This is a genomic window from Stenotrophomonas sp. PD6 (assembly GCF_049199305.1).
Taxonomy (GTDB): Bacteria; Pseudomonadota; Gammaproteobacteria; order Xanthomonadales; family Xanthomonadaceae; genus Stenotrophomonas.
The window spans coordinates 47539-64853 of record NZ_JBLZQD010000014.1 but is presented as its reverse complement, the minus strand read 5'-3'; the positions used below and the strand labels follow the sequence as shown (position 1 = coordinate 64853).

The window sequence follows — 17315 nt, the reverse complement described above, 5'->3', positions numbered from 1 at the left end:
CGGGCGATTCCGCCCCGGTCAAGGGAGTGACCGCATGTACCGCCTGCCTACCCAGTTCGATGCCAGTGCCTCGCGCCAGGACCTCGCCGCGGCAGGAGGCGGTTCGACGTCGACCACCTGCAGTTCCTGCGTCGTCACCCTGATCGGCACCTCGGTGCTCTCGGCGGTGGTGCTCGGCGGGCTGGAGCCGGTCGCGCCCGCAGCCAACAGCGACGCACACGCCACGGCTGCAACCCTCGATACCGGCACCGACCTCCGCAACCCGCCGCCTGCGGCGCCGCAGGAAACGTCCAGCACCCCGAATACGGATGCTGCGAAGGTAGCCAGCCCCGCTGTGCCGGTGGCCGGGTTGAGCCGCACGAGCCGGGTACTGCTGGGGCTGTTCGCCTTGCCCTTGGCCGCCCTCGGCGGCGGCATTTTCATGGGTACGACCAGCCCGGTGTTCGGCCTGTTCGTCGCCGTCGCGCTGTTTGTCGGCATCTACGCGCTGGTGTACGAACGCGCGGGGCGATCGCTCGGCCGTGGCATCGGCATCGGCATCGCCCTGCTGGTGGGCCTGTGCGTCGTTGGCGTGCTCGAGATGATGGCCTGGCTGAGCGTGATGAAATGACCCGCTCCGCCGTGCACGCGGCGGAGACGGAAACGCCCACGCTGTCTTCGCACCTGCTGCAGGGCGCGGCGCGTGCGCGCTGTGGCCTGGTGCGCCCGGCGCAGCCGATCGACGCCAACGCCTGCGATTGGACCGGTCCGCTGTTCGACGGACGTCGCGTGCACAATGCCGCGACCCCGGCGGACCCCGCCAACCCCTGGCAGGGCGTTTCCGGCGCGGTCGCGCTGGACGCCGAGGGGGCCGCCGATGGCGCGGTTGCCGAGGCGCTGGAGCGGCTGGCGGCGGCGCAGTCCGGTGTTGAGGTGCGTCGGCGTGATGCGCTGACGCCCGCACAGCGCCTGGACGAATCGGCCTTCGCACTGTTCTCGGCAGGCCAACGCGCGATGCCGGGCTTCCCGTGGCCCATGCACGACGCTGGCGACGATCTGTTCGCTGCGGTGCATGCGCTGGATGACAACCGGGAAGCCTGGGTGCCGCAGGAACTGGTCGGGCTCGGGCCGCGCAGCGGTCACGCGCGATTGCCGTCGACCTCCAGTGGGCTGGCCGCCTGGCGTGATGGCCGCGATGGCGCCTGGCTGGCGCTGCTGCGCGCGGCCCAGGAACTGCTGGAGCGCGATGCGCTGGCGGTGACCTGGCTCAACGGCGTGGCCGGCCGGCGCATCGCCCTGCCGGCGCACTGGCACGCCCATGCCAGCGAGCGCGGCGGCGAACTGCAGGCCTTCGACCTGACCCAGCACTGGAACCCGCACCCGGTGATCGCGGTCGCCGGTGGCATCCCGTTCGAAGGGCGCCCGCGCCACGTGCTCGGCATCGCCTGCCGCGCCGACCCCCACGAGGCGCTGCACAAGGCACTGCTGGAGTGGCAGCAGGCGCTGACCTTTGCCGCGCATCTGTGTGGCCGCGAAAGCGACCGGCTGCCGCGCGAACCGGCGGCGCTGCGCAGCTTCGACGAGCACGCCGCGTTCTACACCCTGCGCCCGGAACTGTGGCCGCAGCTGCCGCTGCTGCGGGAGGCTGGTGACAGCGCGTTGCAGCTGACATTTCCGCTCCCCACGTTGCGCCCCGCAGCACCGCGCGCGATTGCCGAGCTGGACCTGCTGCGGCGCCGGCTGGGGAGTGCCGGGATCGCGCTGTACTACCGCGAATTGACCACCGCCGATGTGGCTGCGGCCGGGCTGCGAGTGATGCGGGTGCTGTCGCCACAGCTCAGTGGCCTGCATGCCGACGAGCGTGCGCCGTTCCTCGGTGGCCGGTGCCAGGACGTGGCATGGCGCTATCCCGGCGTGCCGCACGGCGGCGAGTTTCCCAATCCCTTCCCGCACCCACTGGGTTGATGCACGAGGACCGCATGCCGTCACCGCCTTCCCCTTGGCACGATGCGCCGCTGTTCCATCTGTTCTGGCACAACGGCGAACTCAATCCGGCGCGCGCCGAGGTGATGCGCGCACGCATCGCCGAAGATGCCGCACGCGTCGGGCCGCCGCCCCGGCCGCTGCATGTGGCGGGCGGCATCGCCTTGCCGGACCCGGTACACCCCGGCGATGCCCTGGCGCAGCGCCACAGTGGCCGCCGTTTCGGTGAGGCGCGGTGGGGCGCGCAGGAGCTGGGCCGCGTGCTGGCCCCGCTGCGGGCGCGCCCGGGCGACAGCGACACGCGCCGCCTGCCGTCCGGTGGCGCGAAATATCCGATCCAGGCCTATGTCGCGCTGTACGGCGCCGACGATGCGATCGGGGCAGAACAGGGCATCTGCTGGTATGACCCGCTGCAGCATGCGCTGGTACCGGTAGCGCCCTGCCCCGCGTGGCCTACGCTGGCCAGGCTGCTCGGCGTGGACTGGCCGGAGCGGCCGGCGGCGGTGCTGTTCCTGATCGCCGAGCCGGCAGGCACGCTGGCCAAATACGGTGAACGCGGCGGCCGCTTCGTGCTGATCGAGGCGGGGGTCTGGCTGGGGGCACTGGGGCAGGAAGTGGCGGCGATGAACGCGGCCGGCTGCGCGATCGGTTCCTTCGAGGATGCCGCCGTGCTGGCCCTGCTCGGGCTCGACCCACAGCGGCATCTGGCCGTGCTGGCCTATGCCTGCGGCCCGGCGCCCTGACCTGCACGGGTAACCGCCCACCATCCCCCACCCTTGGGGGCGCAGGAAGCAACCGTCAAGCATCTGCTCATGCCCGTGCGGCATCAGGGCCTTCCGGATCGGCCTGAACCCGCTCCCTGATCGCAGGCGTTTGCGTGGTTGCCGGCCATGGGCCGGCACTACAATGCCCGCATGCAGATTGGTCCCTACAACATCCAGCCCAACGTGGTGCTGGCGCCCATGGCCGGCGTCACCGACAAGCCGTTCCGGCTGCTGTGCAAGCGCCTGGGCGCCGGCTTGGCCGCGTCTGAAATGACCATCTCCGATCCGCGCTTCTGGACCACCCGCAAGTCCATCCACCGCATGGACCATGCCGGCGAACCGGACCCCATCAGCGTGCAGATCGCCGGCACCGAGCCGCAGCAGCTGGCCGAGGCGGCGCGCTACAACGTCGACCACGGCGCCCAGATCATCGACATCAACATGGGCTGCCCGGCCAAGAAGGTCTGCAACGCCTGGGCCGGTTCCGCGCTGATGCGCGATGAGGACCTTGTGGCGCGCATCCTCAGTGCCGTGGTCGGTGCCGTCGATGTCCCGGTCACTCTCAAGATCCGCACCGGCTGGGATTGCGACCACCGCAACGGCCCGCGCATCGCCCATATCGCCGAAGACAGCGGCATCGCCGCCCTCGCCGTGCACGGCCGCACCCGCGACCAGCATTACACCGGCAGCGCCGAATACGAGACCATCGCCGCGATCAAGGCTGCGCTGCGTATCCCGGTGATCGCCAACGGCGACATCGATTCGCCGCAGAAGGCGGCCTACGTGTTGGCGCAGACCGGCGTCGACGCGGTCATGATCGGTCGCGCCGCGCAGGGCCGCCCGTGGATCTTCCGCGAAGTGGCCCACTACCTCGCCACCGGCACCCTGCTGCCGCCGCCGTCGCTGCACGAAGTGCGCGACATCCTGCTTGGCCACCTGCACGCCCTGCATGATTTCTATGGCGAGCCGCAGGGCGTGCGCATCGCGCGCAAGCACCTGGGCTGGTACGCCAAGGACCGGCCCGAGAACGCCGCCTTCCGCGCCGTCGTCAACCGCGCCGAAGATGCTGCCGGCCAGATCGCGTTGACCAACGAGTATTTCACCGCCCTGGCGGCCAGCGAACCGCTGTCGTCCGCCGCCTGATCCATCCCTTCGTCGAATCGACCTCGACGCCAAGTGACTGCCATGACCCCCATCGCTGCCCCCACCTACCTGCACGGCTTCTCCGATACCGAACAGCGCCGCCTGGTGACCCAGGCCCGGCTGCTGGAGCCAACGATCTTCAGCAGCATCGACTACAGCGGCGCCCAGCGCCTGCTGGAAGTCGGCAGTGGCGTGGGCGCGCAGACCGAGATCCTGCTGCGCCGCTTCCCGGACCTGCATGTCACCGGCGTTGACCTGAGCGAGGCGCAGCTGGCCACCGCGCGCGCCAACCTCGAGAAGACCCCGTGGTGCAGCGAGCGCTACACCCTGCTGCAGTCCGACGCCGGCAACCTGCCGTTCGGTCCGCGCGAGTTCGACGCGGCCTTCCTGTGCTGGGTGCTGGAACACGTGCCGTCGCCGGCCCGCGTGCTCAATGAGGTGCGCCGCGTGCTGGTGCCGGGCTCGCCGGTATACGTCACCGAGGTGATGAACGCCTCGTTCCTGCTCGACCCGTATTCGCCGCATATCTGGCGCTACTGGATGGCCTTCAACGACTTCCAGTACGACCACGGCGGCGACCCGTTTGTGGGTGCCAAGCTGGGCAACCTGCTGCTGGCCGGCGGCTTCCGCGACGTCCACACCGAGATCAAGACCATCCACCTGGACAACCGCGAACCGGCACGCCGCAAGACGATGATCGCGTTCTGGGAACAGGTGCTGCTGTCGGCCGCCGACCCGCTGCTCGAGGCCGGCCTGGTCGACCAGGAAACCGTGGACGGCATGCGCCGCGAGTTCAGCCTGGTGCAGAACGACCCGAACGCGGTGTTCTTCTTCTCGTTCGTGCAGGCCCGCGCGACGGTGTATTGAATGTGGGGCGGGGCTCTACCCCGCCGGCGCGTTCCAGATGCGGTGCCACATCGCCGCGAAGCGGCGCTTGACCAGCGCGCGGCCCTGCTCGCCCTCGTACACCGGGCGCAGCTGCTCCGGCGGGATCGCCACCCAGCGCTCGCCCTCCGCACGCGCCACCGCGAAGGTGAAGGTGTAATCCGGCTCCAGCCCCATGCGCAGGTCGCTCAGCTGCAGTTGCCCGTCCACCACCTGCGCGCGCATGAAGCCCCGGTTGAACCAGTTCAACCGCGCCACCGCTGGAATGTGCGCGGACTGGCGCAGCGCCTGTACGTTCGAGGGATAGCCGCGGAACGTCATCGGCCCCGTGTCGGCCACCAGCGAGCGCTCACCGACGACATAGCCGCTCGGCGTCATCGCCACCACCTGCCACAGCAGCGTGTTGAACGGCGTGGCCACCGAGAACCGCGGCGCATCGCCCAGCCCCATCGCCGCCAGCGCCCGGTCGGCCTCGCGGTCGACCTGGTGCTTGGCCAGCAGCGACCAGCCCAGGTAGCCCGTGCTCAGCACCAGCCCGGCCACCAGCGCCTTCTGCGCGAGCGGGCGGCCACGTGCGAACCACGCCACCCCACAGCCCAGCAGCAGCCACACCGTGTACAGCGGGTCGATGATGAACACACTGGACCACATCGTCGGCGGCGGGGTGAACGGCCACCACAGCTGGGTGCCGTAGACGGTGAACGCATCCAGCAGCGGGTGGGTGATCAGCGACAGCAGGATCGCCCAGAACCACCGGCCCGGTGATTGCGCTACCCGACCGTGGCCGAAGCGTTTGAAGCCCCACCAGATCAGCAGCGCCACCCACGGCAGCACCAGCAGCGAATGACTGTAGCTGCGGTGTTCGGTCATCAGCGCCACCGGGTCGGCGGCGGTGAAGGCGAGCAGCAGTGCATCCAGGTCCGGCAGGGTACCCAGCGCGGCGCCGGCAAGCAGGGCGGCGCGGCGGTGGCCGGCAGGGGCGATGGCGGCGGCGATGGCGCCGCCTAGAACGATCTGGCTTAGGGAATCCATTCGTGGATGGTACGTGAGGCCCGGGCGATTTTTGCCCGCGTGCGTGTCATGCGGCCGCGGCCCGCCGCGGCGCGAACAGTTGCACCAGCGTTTGGCCGTTGTGGTCGAGCAGGCGCAGGCTGCCATCGGGGTCTTCGGCCAGGGCCGTCAGGCTTTCCACCCAGTCGCCGTCGTTGGCGTAGACCAGGCCGTCGCGCTCGACCAGCGCGGCGCGATGGATGTGGCCGCAGACAATCCCATCCAGGCCGCGCCGGCGGACGTCGCTCAGGCCCGCCTGCACATACCGCTCGATGTAGCGCTCGGCCGCGCGGCTGCGCTTCTTCAGGAACTCCGACAGCGACCAGTAGCGCATGCCCAGCCGGCGACGCGCGGCGTTGAGCAGGTGGTTTCCGGTGAGGATGCGGTAGTACAGCCAGTCGCCGAAGCGCTCCTGCAGGCCACCGAAATGCGTTGCGCCGTCGTAGTCGTCGCCATGCACCACCAGCAGCCGGCGGCCGTCGGCGGTGGTGTGGATGGCGCGGCGGCGTACCCGCATCGCCGGCAGCATCAGCCCGCACAGCTGGCGCAGCGAGGCATCGTGGTTGCCGGGGATGTAGACGATTTCCGTGCCGGCCCGGCGCAGCGCGTGCAGGGCCTCGATCACCTCACTGTGCGCCGGCCGCCAGCTGGCGCGGCGGTGCGCCAGCCACCACAGGTCGATGATGTCGCCCACCAGGTACAGCCGCTGGCAGCGCAGCGTGGACAGGAAATGCGCCAGTTCGGCCGCGTGGCAATGCCGCGAGCCCAGGTGGACATCGGAGAGGAACACCGCGCGCCGCCAAGGTGCCGGACCGGGCGGTGGCGGCGCCGGGCGCGCCGGGGGCCGGGCGTCGGCCGGGAGATCCAGTGCCGGCGGCAGGCCGACCTCGGCCCGACCCACTTCGCGATACTGCAGACGCTGCTCGATGGCGTGCATGGCGCGTGCTCCTGCCTGGCGGCTGAATTGGCCGGGAGCCTGCGCCCGTCACGCGGCAGGCGCATGACCGGGCGGCGACAGCCCGATGACGGGCGCCCGTGAAGGCGCCGCGCCGGACCGGCCAATTGTCACGCTGGTGGAACACTGGGCCCCGACGCTGGGGGCCAATCACGCTGCGGCGCCCTCTGCGGTGGGCACACAGGCTTAACCACGGGCAACCCCCGCTGGGCCACAATGCAATGGCGCGACTTGCCGTGTATCATTCGCGCCCATCTTTCCATCCGAATAAAAGGATATTACGCCTGATGTCCAGCTACCTGTTCACCTCCGAATCGGTCTCCGAAGGCCATCCGGACAAGATTGCCGACCAGATCTCCGATGCGGTGCTGGACGCGATCCTTGCCCAGGATCAGCGCGCCCGCGTGGCCTGCGAGACCATGGTCAAGACCGGTGTGGCGATTGTGGCCGGTGAAATCACCACCAGCGCCTGGATCGACCTGGAAGCGGTGACCCGCAAGGTGATCCTGGACATCGGCTACGACAGCTCCGACGTCGGCTTCGACGGCGCCACCTGCGGCGTGTTGAACCTGATCGGCAAGCAGTCCCCGCACATCGCCCAGGGCGTTGACCGCAAGAAGCCCGAAGAGATGGGCGCTGGCGACCAGGGCCTGATGTTCGGCTACGCCACCAACGAGACCGACAGCTACATGCCGGCCGCGATCCACCTGTCGCACCGCCTGGTCGAGCAGCAGGCCAAGATCCGCAAGAAGAAGAATTCGCCGCTGTCGTGGCTGCGTCCGGACGCCAAGAGCCAGGTCACCCTGCGCTACGAAAACGGCGCCGTGTCGGCCATCGACGCCGTCGTGCTGTCGACCCAGCATGCCCCGGGCATCAAGCAGAAGGACCTCATCGAGGCCGTCCGCGAAGAGATCATCAAGCCGGTGCTGCCGGCGAAGTGGCTGCACAAGGGCACCAAGTTCCACATCAACCCGACCGGCAAGTTCGAGATCGGCGGCCCGGTGGGCGACTGCGGCCTGACCGGCCGCAAGATCATCGTCGACACCTACGGCGGCTGGGCCCGTCACGGTGGCGGCGCGTTCTCGGGCAAGGATCCGTCCAAGGTCGACCGTTCGGCCGCCTACGCTGCCCGCTATGTCGCCAAGAATGTCGTGGCTGCCGGCCTGGCCGACCGTTGCGAAGTGCAGGTCTCCTACGCCATCGGCGTGGCCGAGCCGACCTCGATTTCGGTCACCACCTTCGGCACCGGCAAGATCAGCGATGACAAGATCGAGAAGCTGATCCGCAAGCATTTCGACCTGCGCCCGTACGGCATCATCAAGATGCTGGACCTGATCCACCCGATGTACCAGCAGACCGCTGCCTACGGTCACTTCGGCCGCAAGCCGAAGGATTTCAGCTACCTCAACGCCGCGGGCGAGACGGTCAACGCCACGGCCTTCTCCTGGGAGAAGACCGACCGCGCCGCCGCCCTGCGCGCGGATGCGAAGCTGAAATAAAAGCGGCGTAGCGCCGGGCTCTGCCCGGCGTTGGTCGATACAGGAAGGGCCGCGCAAGCGGCCCTTCTTTTTGCCCGTTGCCAACCACCGCCAACTCAAGCGAGCATGTCGCCATCGACCAAGGACGCTCGCATATGCTCTCCACCCTGTTGGACAAGTGGTTCAAGGACACCCCCGGCAACGACGCATTCGCCGAACGCTTCATCGCCACTGCACGCCGCATCGGCGTCACCAAGCCGATGACCTACGACGCCGCGCTGTTCCGCGTGCAGGTGGGTGAGAGCAGCTACTTCAACCTGCACAACGCCCACCATGCCTACGTCAGTGCGCCGCGTGGCAAGCAGCAGCAGGCGCTGGAGCAGTTCGTGCGCACCCTGCGCGCCAGCGATGACCGCGAGCCCGGATGGGAGGAACTGCGCCCGCTGCTGCGCCCGGTCATCCGCAACCTCGGTCAGCTGGAGCATGTCCGGCTGCAGGGCATTGCAGACAAGGGATGGGACACCCCCAACACCCTGCAGTACCGCCAGCTCAGCGAGGACTGCGTGGAACTGATCGCCATCGATCATGCCGAACACATGGTCACCCGGCAGCAAGGACCGGCGCCGGAATGGGGCGTTTCCCTGCACGAGGCGCTCAGCATCGCGCGCAGCAACCTGCGTGACATCGCGCCGGTCGACTTCGAGCCCATCGCGCCCGGCCTGTTCCGCGCCGCGTGGGCAGACTGCTACGACAGCAGCCGCGCCCTGCTGCCCGAACTGGTGAACCGGGTACCGGTGACCGGGCGCCCCGTGTTCCTGCTTGCCACCCGCGACCTGATGATGGTGGCCGGGGAGAACGACGAGGCGGCACAACGCCAGATGTTCGACATCGCGCTGGAGGAGATCAAGGCAGGACGAGCGATCTCATCGGAACTGTTCTGCCATGACGACGACGGACGGATCACGGTCCGTGAGCCCGCGACGGCCGAACTGCGCCAGAAGCAGCACCAGCTGCGCCTGTCGCTCCGCCAGGACGCCTACCAGGAGCAGAAGGCGCTGCTGCAGCGCGTGCATGAGGCCCACGGCGTCGATGTGTTCGTGGCCACCTTCATGGTGTACCGCAACGACACCGACACCTTCTCGATCGCCAGCTGGGCCCAGGGCGTGGAGGCATCCCTGCCCCAGGCCGACTACCTGGCCTTCGTGGTTCCTGACGACAACGACTCCCGCGTGGTCCGGGCACCCTGGAACACGGCGATGCCGATCGTGGGTCACCTGCTGGAAGCCGATCCCCGCCATCTGTACCCGCCGCGCTACCTGACCCGTGGTTTCCCCACCGGGGAACAGCTGGCACAGTTGGAGGGACGCTGAGCGGTACACTCGGGCAATGACGATCGACATCCAATCCCACCAGCTGACCATGACCGTGCTGATGTCGCCGGAGATGGCCAATTTCTCCGGCAAGGTGCACGGCGGCGCGATCCTGCGCCTGCTCGACCAGGTCGCCTACGCCTGTGCCAGCCGCTACGCCGGCCGCTACGTGGTGACCCTCTCGGTCGACCAGGTGACGTTCCGCGAACCGATCGCCGTGGGCGAGCTGGTCACCTTCCTGGCCTCGGTCAACTACACCGGCACCTCCTCGATGGAGATCGGGGTGAAGGTGGTCGCCGAGGACATCCTCAAGCGCAGCGTGCGGCACGCCAACAGCTGCTTCTTCACCATGGTGGCCGTCGATGACGACGGCAAGCCCACGCCGGTGCCACCCTTGCAGCTGGACTCCAGCAACCAGCGCCGCCGCCATACCGCCGCGCTGCTGCGCCGGCAGTTGCGGGCGGAAATGGAAGAGCGGCACCGCGCCCTGCTGGCGTCGAACCCACCGTCGCCCGAGTAGGTATCGACCGTTGGTCGATACGTCCCTCAGCCAGTGTTCTGTACGCCTTGGGATACACCGTTCACGCACGCCACGAGGGCGCGCAATACATCGTCATCCTCGCCACCGCTGGCGCGCCAGCGGCGCAGCAGGTCCACCTGCAGCACGCTGATCGGGTCGATGTAGGGATTGCGCAGGCGGATCGACAGCGCCAGCCGCTGGTCATGCTGCAGAAGCTCGTCCTGCCCGGTGATGTCCAGGATCAGCTTGCCGGTGAGCGCCAGCTCGCGCTGGATCTGCGGGAAGAACCGCTCATGCAGCCCGCCGGACAACCGCGAGAACTGCTCGGCGATGGTGATGTCGCCCTTGGACAGCACCATCGCGATGTCGTCCAGGAACGTGCTGAAGAACGGCCAGTCGCGCGCCATCTCCTGCAACGCCGCGCCATGCCCGGCGTCGATGGCCGCCTGCAGTCCGCTGCCCACCCCGTACCAGCCCGGGATCACCGCCCGTGCCTGGCTCCAGGCGAACACCCACGGAATCGCGCGCAGATTGGTCAACGCGGCGTCCTGCCCCAGCCGGCGCGAGGGCCGCGAGCCCAGCGTCATCCGCTCGATCACATCAATCGGCGTGGCCTGGCGGAAGTACTGCATGAAGTCGGGTTGACCCACGAACGCGCGGTAGGCCTCGGCGCTCTTCTCCGCCACAAGGTCCATCACCGGCCGCCACTGCGCCTCGCGCGGCTCCGGCGCACGCGGGCGCAGGCTGGAGCGCAGCACCGCACCGGTGGACTGCTCCAGCGAACGCAGCGCCAGCGCGCGGATGCCGTACTTGCGATGGATCACTTCGCCCTGCTCGGTGACGCGCAGGCGGCCATCGATGCTGCCGCGCGGCGAGGCATCCACCGCGTCGGTGGTCTTGCCGCCACCACGGCTGATCGAGCCGCCGCGGCCATGGAAGAAGGTGAGGCGGATACCGCTCTCGGCCGCCACCTCCAGCAGTTCCACCTGGGCGCGCTGCAATCCCCAGCGCGACGCGGCGATGCCGCCGTCCTTGCCGCTGTCGGAGTAGCCCAGCATCACCATCTGCACGTCGTCGCGTGCGGCCAGATGCGCGCGGTAGACCGGGTCGGCCAGCAGGTCGCGCAGCGTCTCGGTGCCGCGTTGCAGGTCGTCCACGGTTTCGAACAGCGGCGCGATATCCAGCGGCACCGCACCGTCGTCGTCCACCAGCCCGCCACGCCGCGCCAGCGCCAGTACCGCCAGCACGTCACTGCGGTCATGCGCCATCGAAATGATGTAGCTGCCCAACGCGTCGGCGCCGTGGCGACGGCGGGCATCGGCCAGCGCGGCGAACACCGCATCGAGTCGTTGCCCACCCTCCTCCGTGCTGGCGGGCAGTGCCTGCTCGCCGCTGGCGAACGGCGCCAACCGGCTCGCACGGGCCAGCGCATCGGCCGCATCCCAGGCGTCCTGGCCATCCAGCACACTGGCCAGCGCCCGCCCGTGCACGCTCGATTCCTGGCGCACGTCCAGCCGCGCCAGATGGAAACCGAAGGTGCGCACCCGCCACAGCAGGCGGCGCACCGCGAAGCCGCCGGCATGGTCGCCCTTGTTGGCGTGCAGGCTGTCGAGGATCAGCGTGATGTCGTCCTCCAGTTCCTGCGGCGATGCATAGCCGCCTTCGGCATCGTCCAGCGTGGCCTGCACGCGCGCACGCATGCGGTCGTTGAGCAGGCGATACGGCATGTCGGCGTGGCGCGGGCGCGAGGTCACCTGGGGCAGCAGTTGCTGGTAGTGCAGCACACGCGCCTGCAGCGCGTCGCTGACCGCCACCCGTTCGGTGGACTGGCTGAGCAGGCTGGCCAACTGCAGCAGATCCTTCTGGTAGCGCCCCAGTACCGCCTGGCGCTGTGCATCGAGCGTGTTGCGGATGGTGCCAGCATCCACATTGGGATTGCCGTCCATGTCACCGCCCACCCAGGTGCCGAAGCGCAGCAGTCGCGGCAGCGGCAGGCTCTCGCCATAGGTGTCCAGCAGCGCCTGCTGCAGCGATTCGTACAGCACCGGAATCACGCGGTAGAGCACCTGCACCAGATAGAAGCCGACGTGTTCGCGCTCGTCGTCCACCGTGGGCCGCACGGGTGAGGAATCGGTGGTCTGCCAGGACGCGGTGAGCGCCATGCGGAAGCGCGCCGCGTCCGACGCGGCCTCGCCCGGGGTGCGCTGGCCATCCAGGTTGTCGACCAGGCTGGCCACCATCAGCTGCTCTTTTTCCAGCAGCGCGCGGCGTACCGCTTCGGTGGGGTGCGCGGTGAACACCGGTTCAATATCGATGCGCGGCAACCATTCGCCCAGCTCGGCCAGGGTCACGCCCTGTGCCTTGAGCTTCTGCAGGGCATCCTGCAGGCCATCGGGCTGCGCGGTGGCCGTACCGGCGCGCTGGTAGTCGCGACGGCGGCGGATGCGGTGCACGCGCTCGGCGATGTTCACCACCTGGAAGTAGGTGCTGAACGCACGCACCATCGCCTCGGCGCGTTCGGGCGGCAGCCCGGTCAGCGCATCGTTGAGGTCGGACAACGGCGCGTCGCTCTCACGGCGTGCGATGGCGCGCGTGCGCACCTGTTCCACGTCATCGAAGAACTGCGTGGACACCTGCTCGGCAAGCAGGTCGCCAACCAGCGCGCCCAGTCGGCGCACGTCGTCACGCAGGGGAATATCGGGGGTGGCAAAGACGATGCTGCTGCGGTACTCGTTCATCTGCGACGCACTGGCCTCGGGAACGGAATCGCATCAAGCCTAACCCAGATTGTGCGGCGCATTGCGCCGCACAATTGGTTTCATCTGCATGTGTTGCAACAGCAGCCGGGCAGAGCCCGGCTCTACGTCACTTTGTTTTACCCGGACCGATCGTCTGCTCCAGCCAACGCTCGCTCTCGGCCAGCATCGTCATCAGCGACTCACGAGCGCGGTAATGGTGCGACTCATTGGGCAGCATCACCAACCGCGCGGTCCCGCCCAGGCCCTTCACCGCCGCGAACATCCGCTCGCTCTGGATCGGGAACGTGCCGGAATTGTTGTCGTCCTCACCGTGGATGAAGAGGATCGGGTCCTTGATCCTGTCGGCGAAATTGAACGGCGACATCTTCAGGTACACGTCCTGCGCCTGCCAGAAGTTGCGTTCCTCGGCCTGGAATCCGAACGGCGTGAGCGTGCGGTTGTACGCGCCGCTGCGTGCGATGCCAGCCTTGAACAGCCGCGTGTGCGCGAGCAGGTTGGCGGTCATGAACGCCCCATACGAGTGCCCGCCGATGGCGATATGGTCGCGGTCGGTGACCCCACGCCGCACCACTTCGTCCACCGCCGCTTCGGCATTGGCGATCAGCTGCGGCAGGTAGGTGTCGTTCGGTTCCTTGTCGCCTTCGCCGATGATCGGCATCGACGGGCTCACCAGCACCGCATAGCCCTTGGCCAGGAAGGCCTGCGGACCCCAGTAGCTGATCGCGTTGAAGCGGTACGGCGAATCGGTGACCTGGCTGGCGGCTGCGGCGGTCTTGAACTCACCCGGGTAGGCCCACATCAGCATCGGCAGCGGGCCATCCTTCTTCACGTTGTAGCCCGGCGGCAGCATCAGCGTCGCGGTCAGGTCCACCCCATCGTTGCGCTTGTAGCGGATCTGCTCCTTGCTCACCCCACGCAGCTGCGGCAGCGGGTGCTCGAAACGGGTCAGCGCGCGCGGCGCGGCCGTGGCATCGTCCAGCGACTGCACGAAGTAGTTGGCCGGCGTATCGGGCGATTCACGGGTCAGCAGCACCGAACCGCCTTCCTGGTCGAGCAGCGCCTGCGGCAGCGAGTAGGTCGGTGCCTGGGAATGGAACAGGCGGGTGGTTTTGCGGCTTTCCAGATCGAAGCGGTCCACGAACGGACGGTCGCCTTCCGGCGACGCGCCCTGGCCCAGCAGGAAGATGCTGCGCCCGTCAGCGGTGATCTGCAGTCGCGAGCGACCGTTCACATCGCGCACCAGCGCCGGCCGGCCGGGATCGTTGTAGCGGTCCTGCGACGAACGTTCGGACAGCAGCTGCGGCGCCTGGTCGAGCTGGTCCGGCGCGATCCGCCACTGCTTGACCACGCGGCTCTTCCACCACGACTCGTTGAGCAGCGCCAGGTCGCCACGGCCCCACTGGATACCCGCGTAGCGGCTGCCCAGCTGCGCCAGCGTGACCGGCGGCGTCTCGAACGGCGCGGCCTGCATCAGCACCGCGTCGCGCACCTTGGCGTCACGGCCCGGGTCGCCACCGTCCTGCGCCTCGGCCCAGACCAGCGTGGCCGGGGCATCGGCGCGCCAGCTCACGTCGCGCACCCCGGTGGGCACCGCATCGTTGCCGGTCGGCAGACCTTCCACCAGCGGCAGCGTGGCCACGGTGTGTTCCAGGCGGCCGTCGGCGGCCGAGAGTACTTCGATGCGGCGCGGGAAATCGTCGGCCGGCACCAGGTAGGAATACGGGCGCTGCACGCGCTGGGCCAGCACGTGCTGTCCATCCGGCGACACGCTCACGTCCAGATAGACCCCGGCGGTGGACAGCGGCGCGGTCACCCCGTTGAGTGCGACCCGAACCGGCTGCGCGCTGGCGTAATGATCGAACAGGCGCGCATCGGCCTCATTGCTGAGCAGGTCCTGGTAGGTACGGATCGCACGCACACCGGCGTCGGCCTGGGTCTGCTGGATTGCCGGTCCGGCCGGAATGCCGCCGGCCGCCGGCGCCGGGCCCCGGCCCTTCACCTGCTGGGTGACCACCAGCCCGCGGCTGTCGGGCAGCCAGTCATAGCCGCTGCCGAACACGGTGTTGAGGTCGGCCAGCAGGCGGCGCGCCGTGCCGCTGGCCACGTCGATGATCCACAGCTCATTGGCACCGCTGGCCGCATGCACCTGGTTGAAGGCCAGGTACTGCTGGTCCGGCGACCAGGCCAGCGAGGCGACCGACAGCGGCTGCGGCAGGCCCGTGATCTGGCGTTCCTTGCCGTCGGCGATGTTCATCAGCCACAGCTTGTCGGCGAAGGTGAACGTGCTGGCCGAATAGGTCGCCGGATTGATCCGCACGCCCGCCAGCTTCAGTTCGGGCTGGGCCACCTCGGCGATGGAGGGCAGCGGCGGGGCCTGCAGCAGGGCCGCGATATCCCGGCGCGGCGACAGGCTCAGCGTAGGCGCACGCGGGGCGTTGGCGACCGCCTGCAGCGCGGCGGAAGGCAGCTGGTAGCCCTGCACGTCCTTCGCGGCGGCCACCGGCCTGGCCGGGGCCTTGCCGGCTGCCGTCGCGGCCAGACCCAGCGGTGCCACCGCCAGCAGGGCCATGCCCACGATCAGCGCGCTGCCCAGGCGCGCGCGGCGCCGACGATCATTGCCTGTCATCTTCGATCCCCATCCTGTGCAAACCTTGGACCTTAACAGCGGGGCGCGGTTTGCCCCCCTGCCGATGGTTGGGGCGCGCACCGATTCATGCCCGGGCGGTGCGCCGGGATATAATGGGCATCCCCTCCACCGAGGGGCGCTGCGACCGATCCCGGACCTGATCCGGGCGGCCAGGCTCGGTGGCAGGGCTGGTTCCAACGGCGCCCGGCGAAGACGAGCCATTCGTCCATTACCGGAGCTTTTGCATGAACGCTGTTGCCAAGACCTTCTCCACCGAAGGTGATTACAAGATTGCCGATATCTCGCTGGCCGACTGGGGCCGCAAGGAACTGGATATCGCCGAGCATGAAATGCCGGGCCTGATGTCGATCCGCCGCAAGCACGCCGCCACCCTGCCGCTGAAGGGCGTGCGCGTGACCGGCTCGCTGCACATGACCATCCAGACCGCCGTGCTGATCGAAACGCTGAAGGACATCGGCGCCGACGTGCGCTGGGCCTCGTGCAACATCTTCTCCACCCAGGACCACGCCGCTGCGGCCATCGCCGCTTCCGGCACCCCGGTGTTCGCCTGGAAGGGCGAGTCGCTGGAAGAGTACTGGGACTGCACCCTGGACGCACTGACCTTCACCCTGGCCGACGGCACCCTGACCGGTCCGGAGCTGGTGGTCGATGACGGCGGCGACGTCACCCTGCTGATCCACAAGGGCTACGAGCTCGAAAATGGCAGCAACTGGGTCAACGAAAAGGCTGCCTCGCACGAAGAACAGGTCATCAAGGACCTGCTCAAGCGCGTGGCCAAGGAGCGTCCGGGTTACTGGGCACGCGTGGTCAAGGACTGGAAGGGCGTCTCGGAAGAGACCACCACCGGCGTGCACCGCCTGTACCAGCTGGCCCAGGCCGGCACCCTGCTGATCCCGGCGATCAACGTCAACGACTCGGTCACCAAGTCCAAGTTCGACAACCTGTACGGCTGCCGTGAATCGCTGGCCGACGGCCTCAAGCGCGCCATGGACGTGATGCTGGCCGGCAAGGTTGCCGTGGTCTGCGGCTACGGCGACGTGGGCAAGGGCTGCGCCGCCTCGCTGCGTGCCTACGGCGCGCGCGTGGTGGTCACCGAGATCGACCCGATCTGCGCCCTGCAGGCCGCGATGGAAGGCTTCGAGGTCAACACCATCGAATCCACCCTGGGCCGTGCCGACCTGTACGTCACCACCACCGGCAACAAGGACATCATCCGCATCGAGCACCTGAGCGCGATGAAGGACCAGGCCATCGTCTGCAACATCGGCCACTTCGACAATGAAATCCAGGTCGATGCGCTGGTCGGCTTCCCGGGCGTGCAGCACGTCAACATCAAGCCGCAGGTGGACAAGTACGTGTTCCCGAACGGCAACGCGATCTTCCTGCTGGCCGAAGGCCGCCTGGTCAACCTGGGCTGCGCCACCGGCCACCCGAGCTTCGTGATGTCCAACTCGTTCGCCAACCAGACGCTCGCGCAGATCGACCTGTGGGCGAACAAGGACAGCTACGAGAAGAAGGTGTACCTGCTGCCGAAGAAGCTGGACGAAGAAGTGGCGCGCCTGCACCTGGAGAAGATCGGCGTGAAGCTGACCACCCTGACCCAGGACCAGGCCGATTACATCGGCGTGCCGGTCGAAGGTCCGTTCAAGCCGGAGCATTACCGCTACTGATGCATGAGGGTTGCCAGCCATGGGCTGGCACTACCCCCACGCGACGGGCACCTTCGGGTGCCCGTTTTTTTTGCCCGATTGAAAGCGGGGCAACCGCCGTGCACGCACCGCT

At 68.5% G+C, this 17315-nt stretch carries 13 protein-coding genes and 1 riboswitch; of the genes, 9 read left to right on the top strand and 4 right to left on the bottom strand.

Annotated elements, in window-relative coordinates:
- Positions 1-34 precede the first annotated feature (34 nt).
- The 5 genes from ACOZHM_RS16620 (at position 35) to ACOZHM_RS16600 (ending at position 4736) form a co-directional block, all read left to right on the top strand.
- Entirely contained in the window at positions 35-610 is a 576-nt protein-coding gene (locus ACOZHM_RS16620) for a hypothetical protein (RefSeq protein ID WP_421570422.1), read from the top strand.
- Positions 607-1944, top strand: a complete 1338-nt coding sequence (locus ACOZHM_RS16615; protein ID WP_421570421.1) for a YcaO-like family protein — start codon at positions 607-609, stop codon at positions 1942-1944. The genes ACOZHM_RS16620 and ACOZHM_RS16615 overlap by 4 nt, the downstream gene beginning before the upstream one ends.
- Positions 1945-1958: 14 nt before the next feature.
- The gene (locus ACOZHM_RS16610; RefSeq protein WP_421570420.1) at positions 1959-2705 is read left to right on the top strand and encodes a SagB/ThcOx family dehydrogenase; all 747 of its coding nucleotides are present in this window, start codon (positions 1959-1961) and stop codon (positions 2703-2705) included.
- Between the two features lie 171 nt (positions 2706-2876).
- Positions 2877-3869 carry a tRNA dihydrouridine synthase DusB gene (gene dusB, locus ACOZHM_RS16605; protein WP_421570419.1) on the top strand — a complete coding sequence of 331 codons (993 nt, stop codon included), beginning with the start codon at positions 2877-2879 and terminating at the stop codon, positions 3867-3869.
- A gap of 42 nt (positions 3870-3911) precedes the next feature.
- The gene (locus ACOZHM_RS16600; RefSeq protein ID WP_421570418.1) at positions 3912-4736 is read left to right on the top strand and encodes a methyltransferase domain-containing protein; all 825 of its coding nucleotides are present in this window, start codon (positions 3912-3914) and stop codon (positions 4734-4736) included.
- Between the two features lie 15 nt (positions 4737-4751).
- Here ACOZHM_RS16600 and ACOZHM_RS16595 read toward each other — a convergent pair whose 3' ends face one another.
- Positions 4752-5786 (bottom strand): metal-dependent hydrolase, encoded by a 1035-nt coding sequence (locus ACOZHM_RS16595; RefSeq protein ID WP_421570417.1) that lies wholly within the window; start codon positions 5784-5786, stop codon positions 4752-4754.
- 46 nt (positions 5787-5832) lie between these two features.
- Positions 5833-6741, bottom strand: a complete 909-nt coding sequence (locus ACOZHM_RS16590) for a UDP-2,3-diacylglucosamine diphosphatase (RefSeq protein ID WP_421570416.1) — start codon at positions 6739-6741, stop codon at positions 5833-5835.
- 305 nt (positions 6742-7046) lie between these two features.
- On the opposite strand from ACOZHM_RS16590, the gene metK reads away from it, so the two are divergent.
- From metK to ACOZHM_RS16575, 3 genes are all read left to right on the top strand, one after another.
- Positions 7047-8258: a methionine adenosyltransferase gene (metK, locus tag ACOZHM_RS16585; RefSeq protein ID WP_421570415.1), complete on the top strand. Its 1212-nt coding sequence runs from the start codon at positions 7047-7049 to the stop codon at positions 8256-8258.
- Positions 8259-8392: 134 nt separating this feature from the next.
- The gene (locus tag ACOZHM_RS16580) at positions 8393-9607 is read left to right on the top strand and encodes a hypothetical protein (protein WP_421570414.1); all 1215 of its coding nucleotides are present in this window, start codon (positions 8393-8395) and stop codon (positions 9605-9607) included.
- Between the two features lie 16 nt (positions 9608-9623).
- Complete coding sequence (locus ACOZHM_RS16575) at positions 9624-10127, top strand: acyl-CoA thioesterase (RefSeq protein WP_421570413.1); 504 nt, start codon at positions 9624-9626, stop codon at positions 10125-10127.
- 26 nt (positions 10128-10153) lie between these two features.
- Here the strand turns inward: ACOZHM_RS16575 and ppc are convergent, their stop codons facing one another.
- Together ppc and ACOZHM_RS16565 are read right to left on the bottom strand one after the other, a co-directional pair.
- Complete coding sequence (gene ppc, locus ACOZHM_RS16570; protein WP_421570412.1) at positions 10154-12865, bottom strand: phosphoenolpyruvate carboxylase; 2712 nt, start codon at positions 12863-12865, stop codon at positions 10154-10156.
- Positions 12866-12992: 127 nt separating this feature from the next.
- Positions 12993-15512, bottom strand: coding sequence for a S9 family peptidase (locus tag ACOZHM_RS16565; protein ID WP_421570411.1), 2520 nt, complete (start codon positions 15510-15512; stop codon positions 12993-12995).
- 125 nt (positions 15513-15637) lie between these two features.
- Positions 15638-15725, top strand: a riboswitch (S-adenosyl-L-homocysteine riboswitch).
- 32 nt (positions 15726-15757) lie between these two features.
- On the opposite strand from ACOZHM_RS16565, the gene ahcY reads away from it, so the two are divergent.
- Positions 15758-17203, top strand: coding sequence for an adenosylhomocysteinase (gene ahcY / locus ACOZHM_RS16560; protein WP_421570410.1), 1446 nt, complete (start codon positions 15758-15760; stop codon positions 17201-17203).
- Positions 17204-17315 lie beyond the last annotated feature (112 nt).

Excerpts from the sequence above, each read along its gene's own strand:
- ACOZHM_RS16610 (WP_421570420.1), top strand. The coding sequence starts at position 1,959 with ATGCCGTCACCGCCTTCCCCTTGGCACGATGCGCCGCTGTTCCATCTG.
- ACOZHM_RS16590 (WP_421570416.1), bottom strand. The coding sequence starts at position 6,741 with ATGCACGCCATCGAGCAGCGTCTGCAGTATCGCGAAGTGGGTCGGGCC.
- dusB (WP_421570419.1), top strand. The coding sequence starts at position 2,877 with ATGCAGATTGGTCCCTACAACATCCAGCCCAACGTGGTGCTGGCGCCC.
- ACOZHM_RS16600 (WP_421570418.1), top strand. The coding sequence starts at position 3,912 with ATGACCCCCATCGCTGCCCCCACCTACCTGCACGGCTTCTCCGATACC.
- ppc (WP_421570412.1), bottom strand. The coding sequence starts at position 12,865 with ATGAACGAGTACCGCAGCAGCATCGTCTTTGCCACCCCCGATATTCCC.
- ACOZHM_RS16565 (WP_421570411.1), bottom strand. The coding sequence starts at position 15,512 with ATGACAGGCAATGATCGTCGGCGCCGCGCGCGCCTGGGCAGCGCGCTG.
- metK (WP_421570415.1), top strand. The coding sequence starts at position 7,047 with ATGTCCAGCTACCTGTTCACCTCCGAATCGGTCTCCGAAGGCCATCCG.
- ACOZHM_RS16620 (WP_421570422.1), top strand. The coding sequence starts at position 35 with ATGTACCGCCTGCCTACCCAGTTCGATGCCAGTGCCTCGCGCCAGGAC.
- ACOZHM_RS16575 (WP_421570413.1), top strand. The coding sequence starts at position 9,624 with ATGACGATCGACATCCAATCCCACCAGCTGACCATGACCGTGCTGATG.
- ahcY (WP_421570410.1), top strand. The coding sequence starts at position 15,758 with ATGAACGCTGTTGCCAAGACCTTCTCCACCGAAGGTGATTACAAGATT.
- ACOZHM_RS16580 (WP_421570414.1), top strand. The coding sequence starts at position 8,393 with ATGCTCTCCACCCTGTTGGACAAGTGGTTCAAGGACACCCCCGGCAAC.
- ACOZHM_RS16615 (WP_421570421.1), top strand. The coding sequence starts at position 607 with ATGACCCGCTCCGCCGTGCACGCGGCGGAGACGGAAACGCCCACGCTG.
- ACOZHM_RS16595 (WP_421570417.1), bottom strand. The coding sequence starts at position 5,786 with ATGGATTCCCTAAGCCAGATCGTTCTAGGCGGCGCCATCGCCGCCGCC.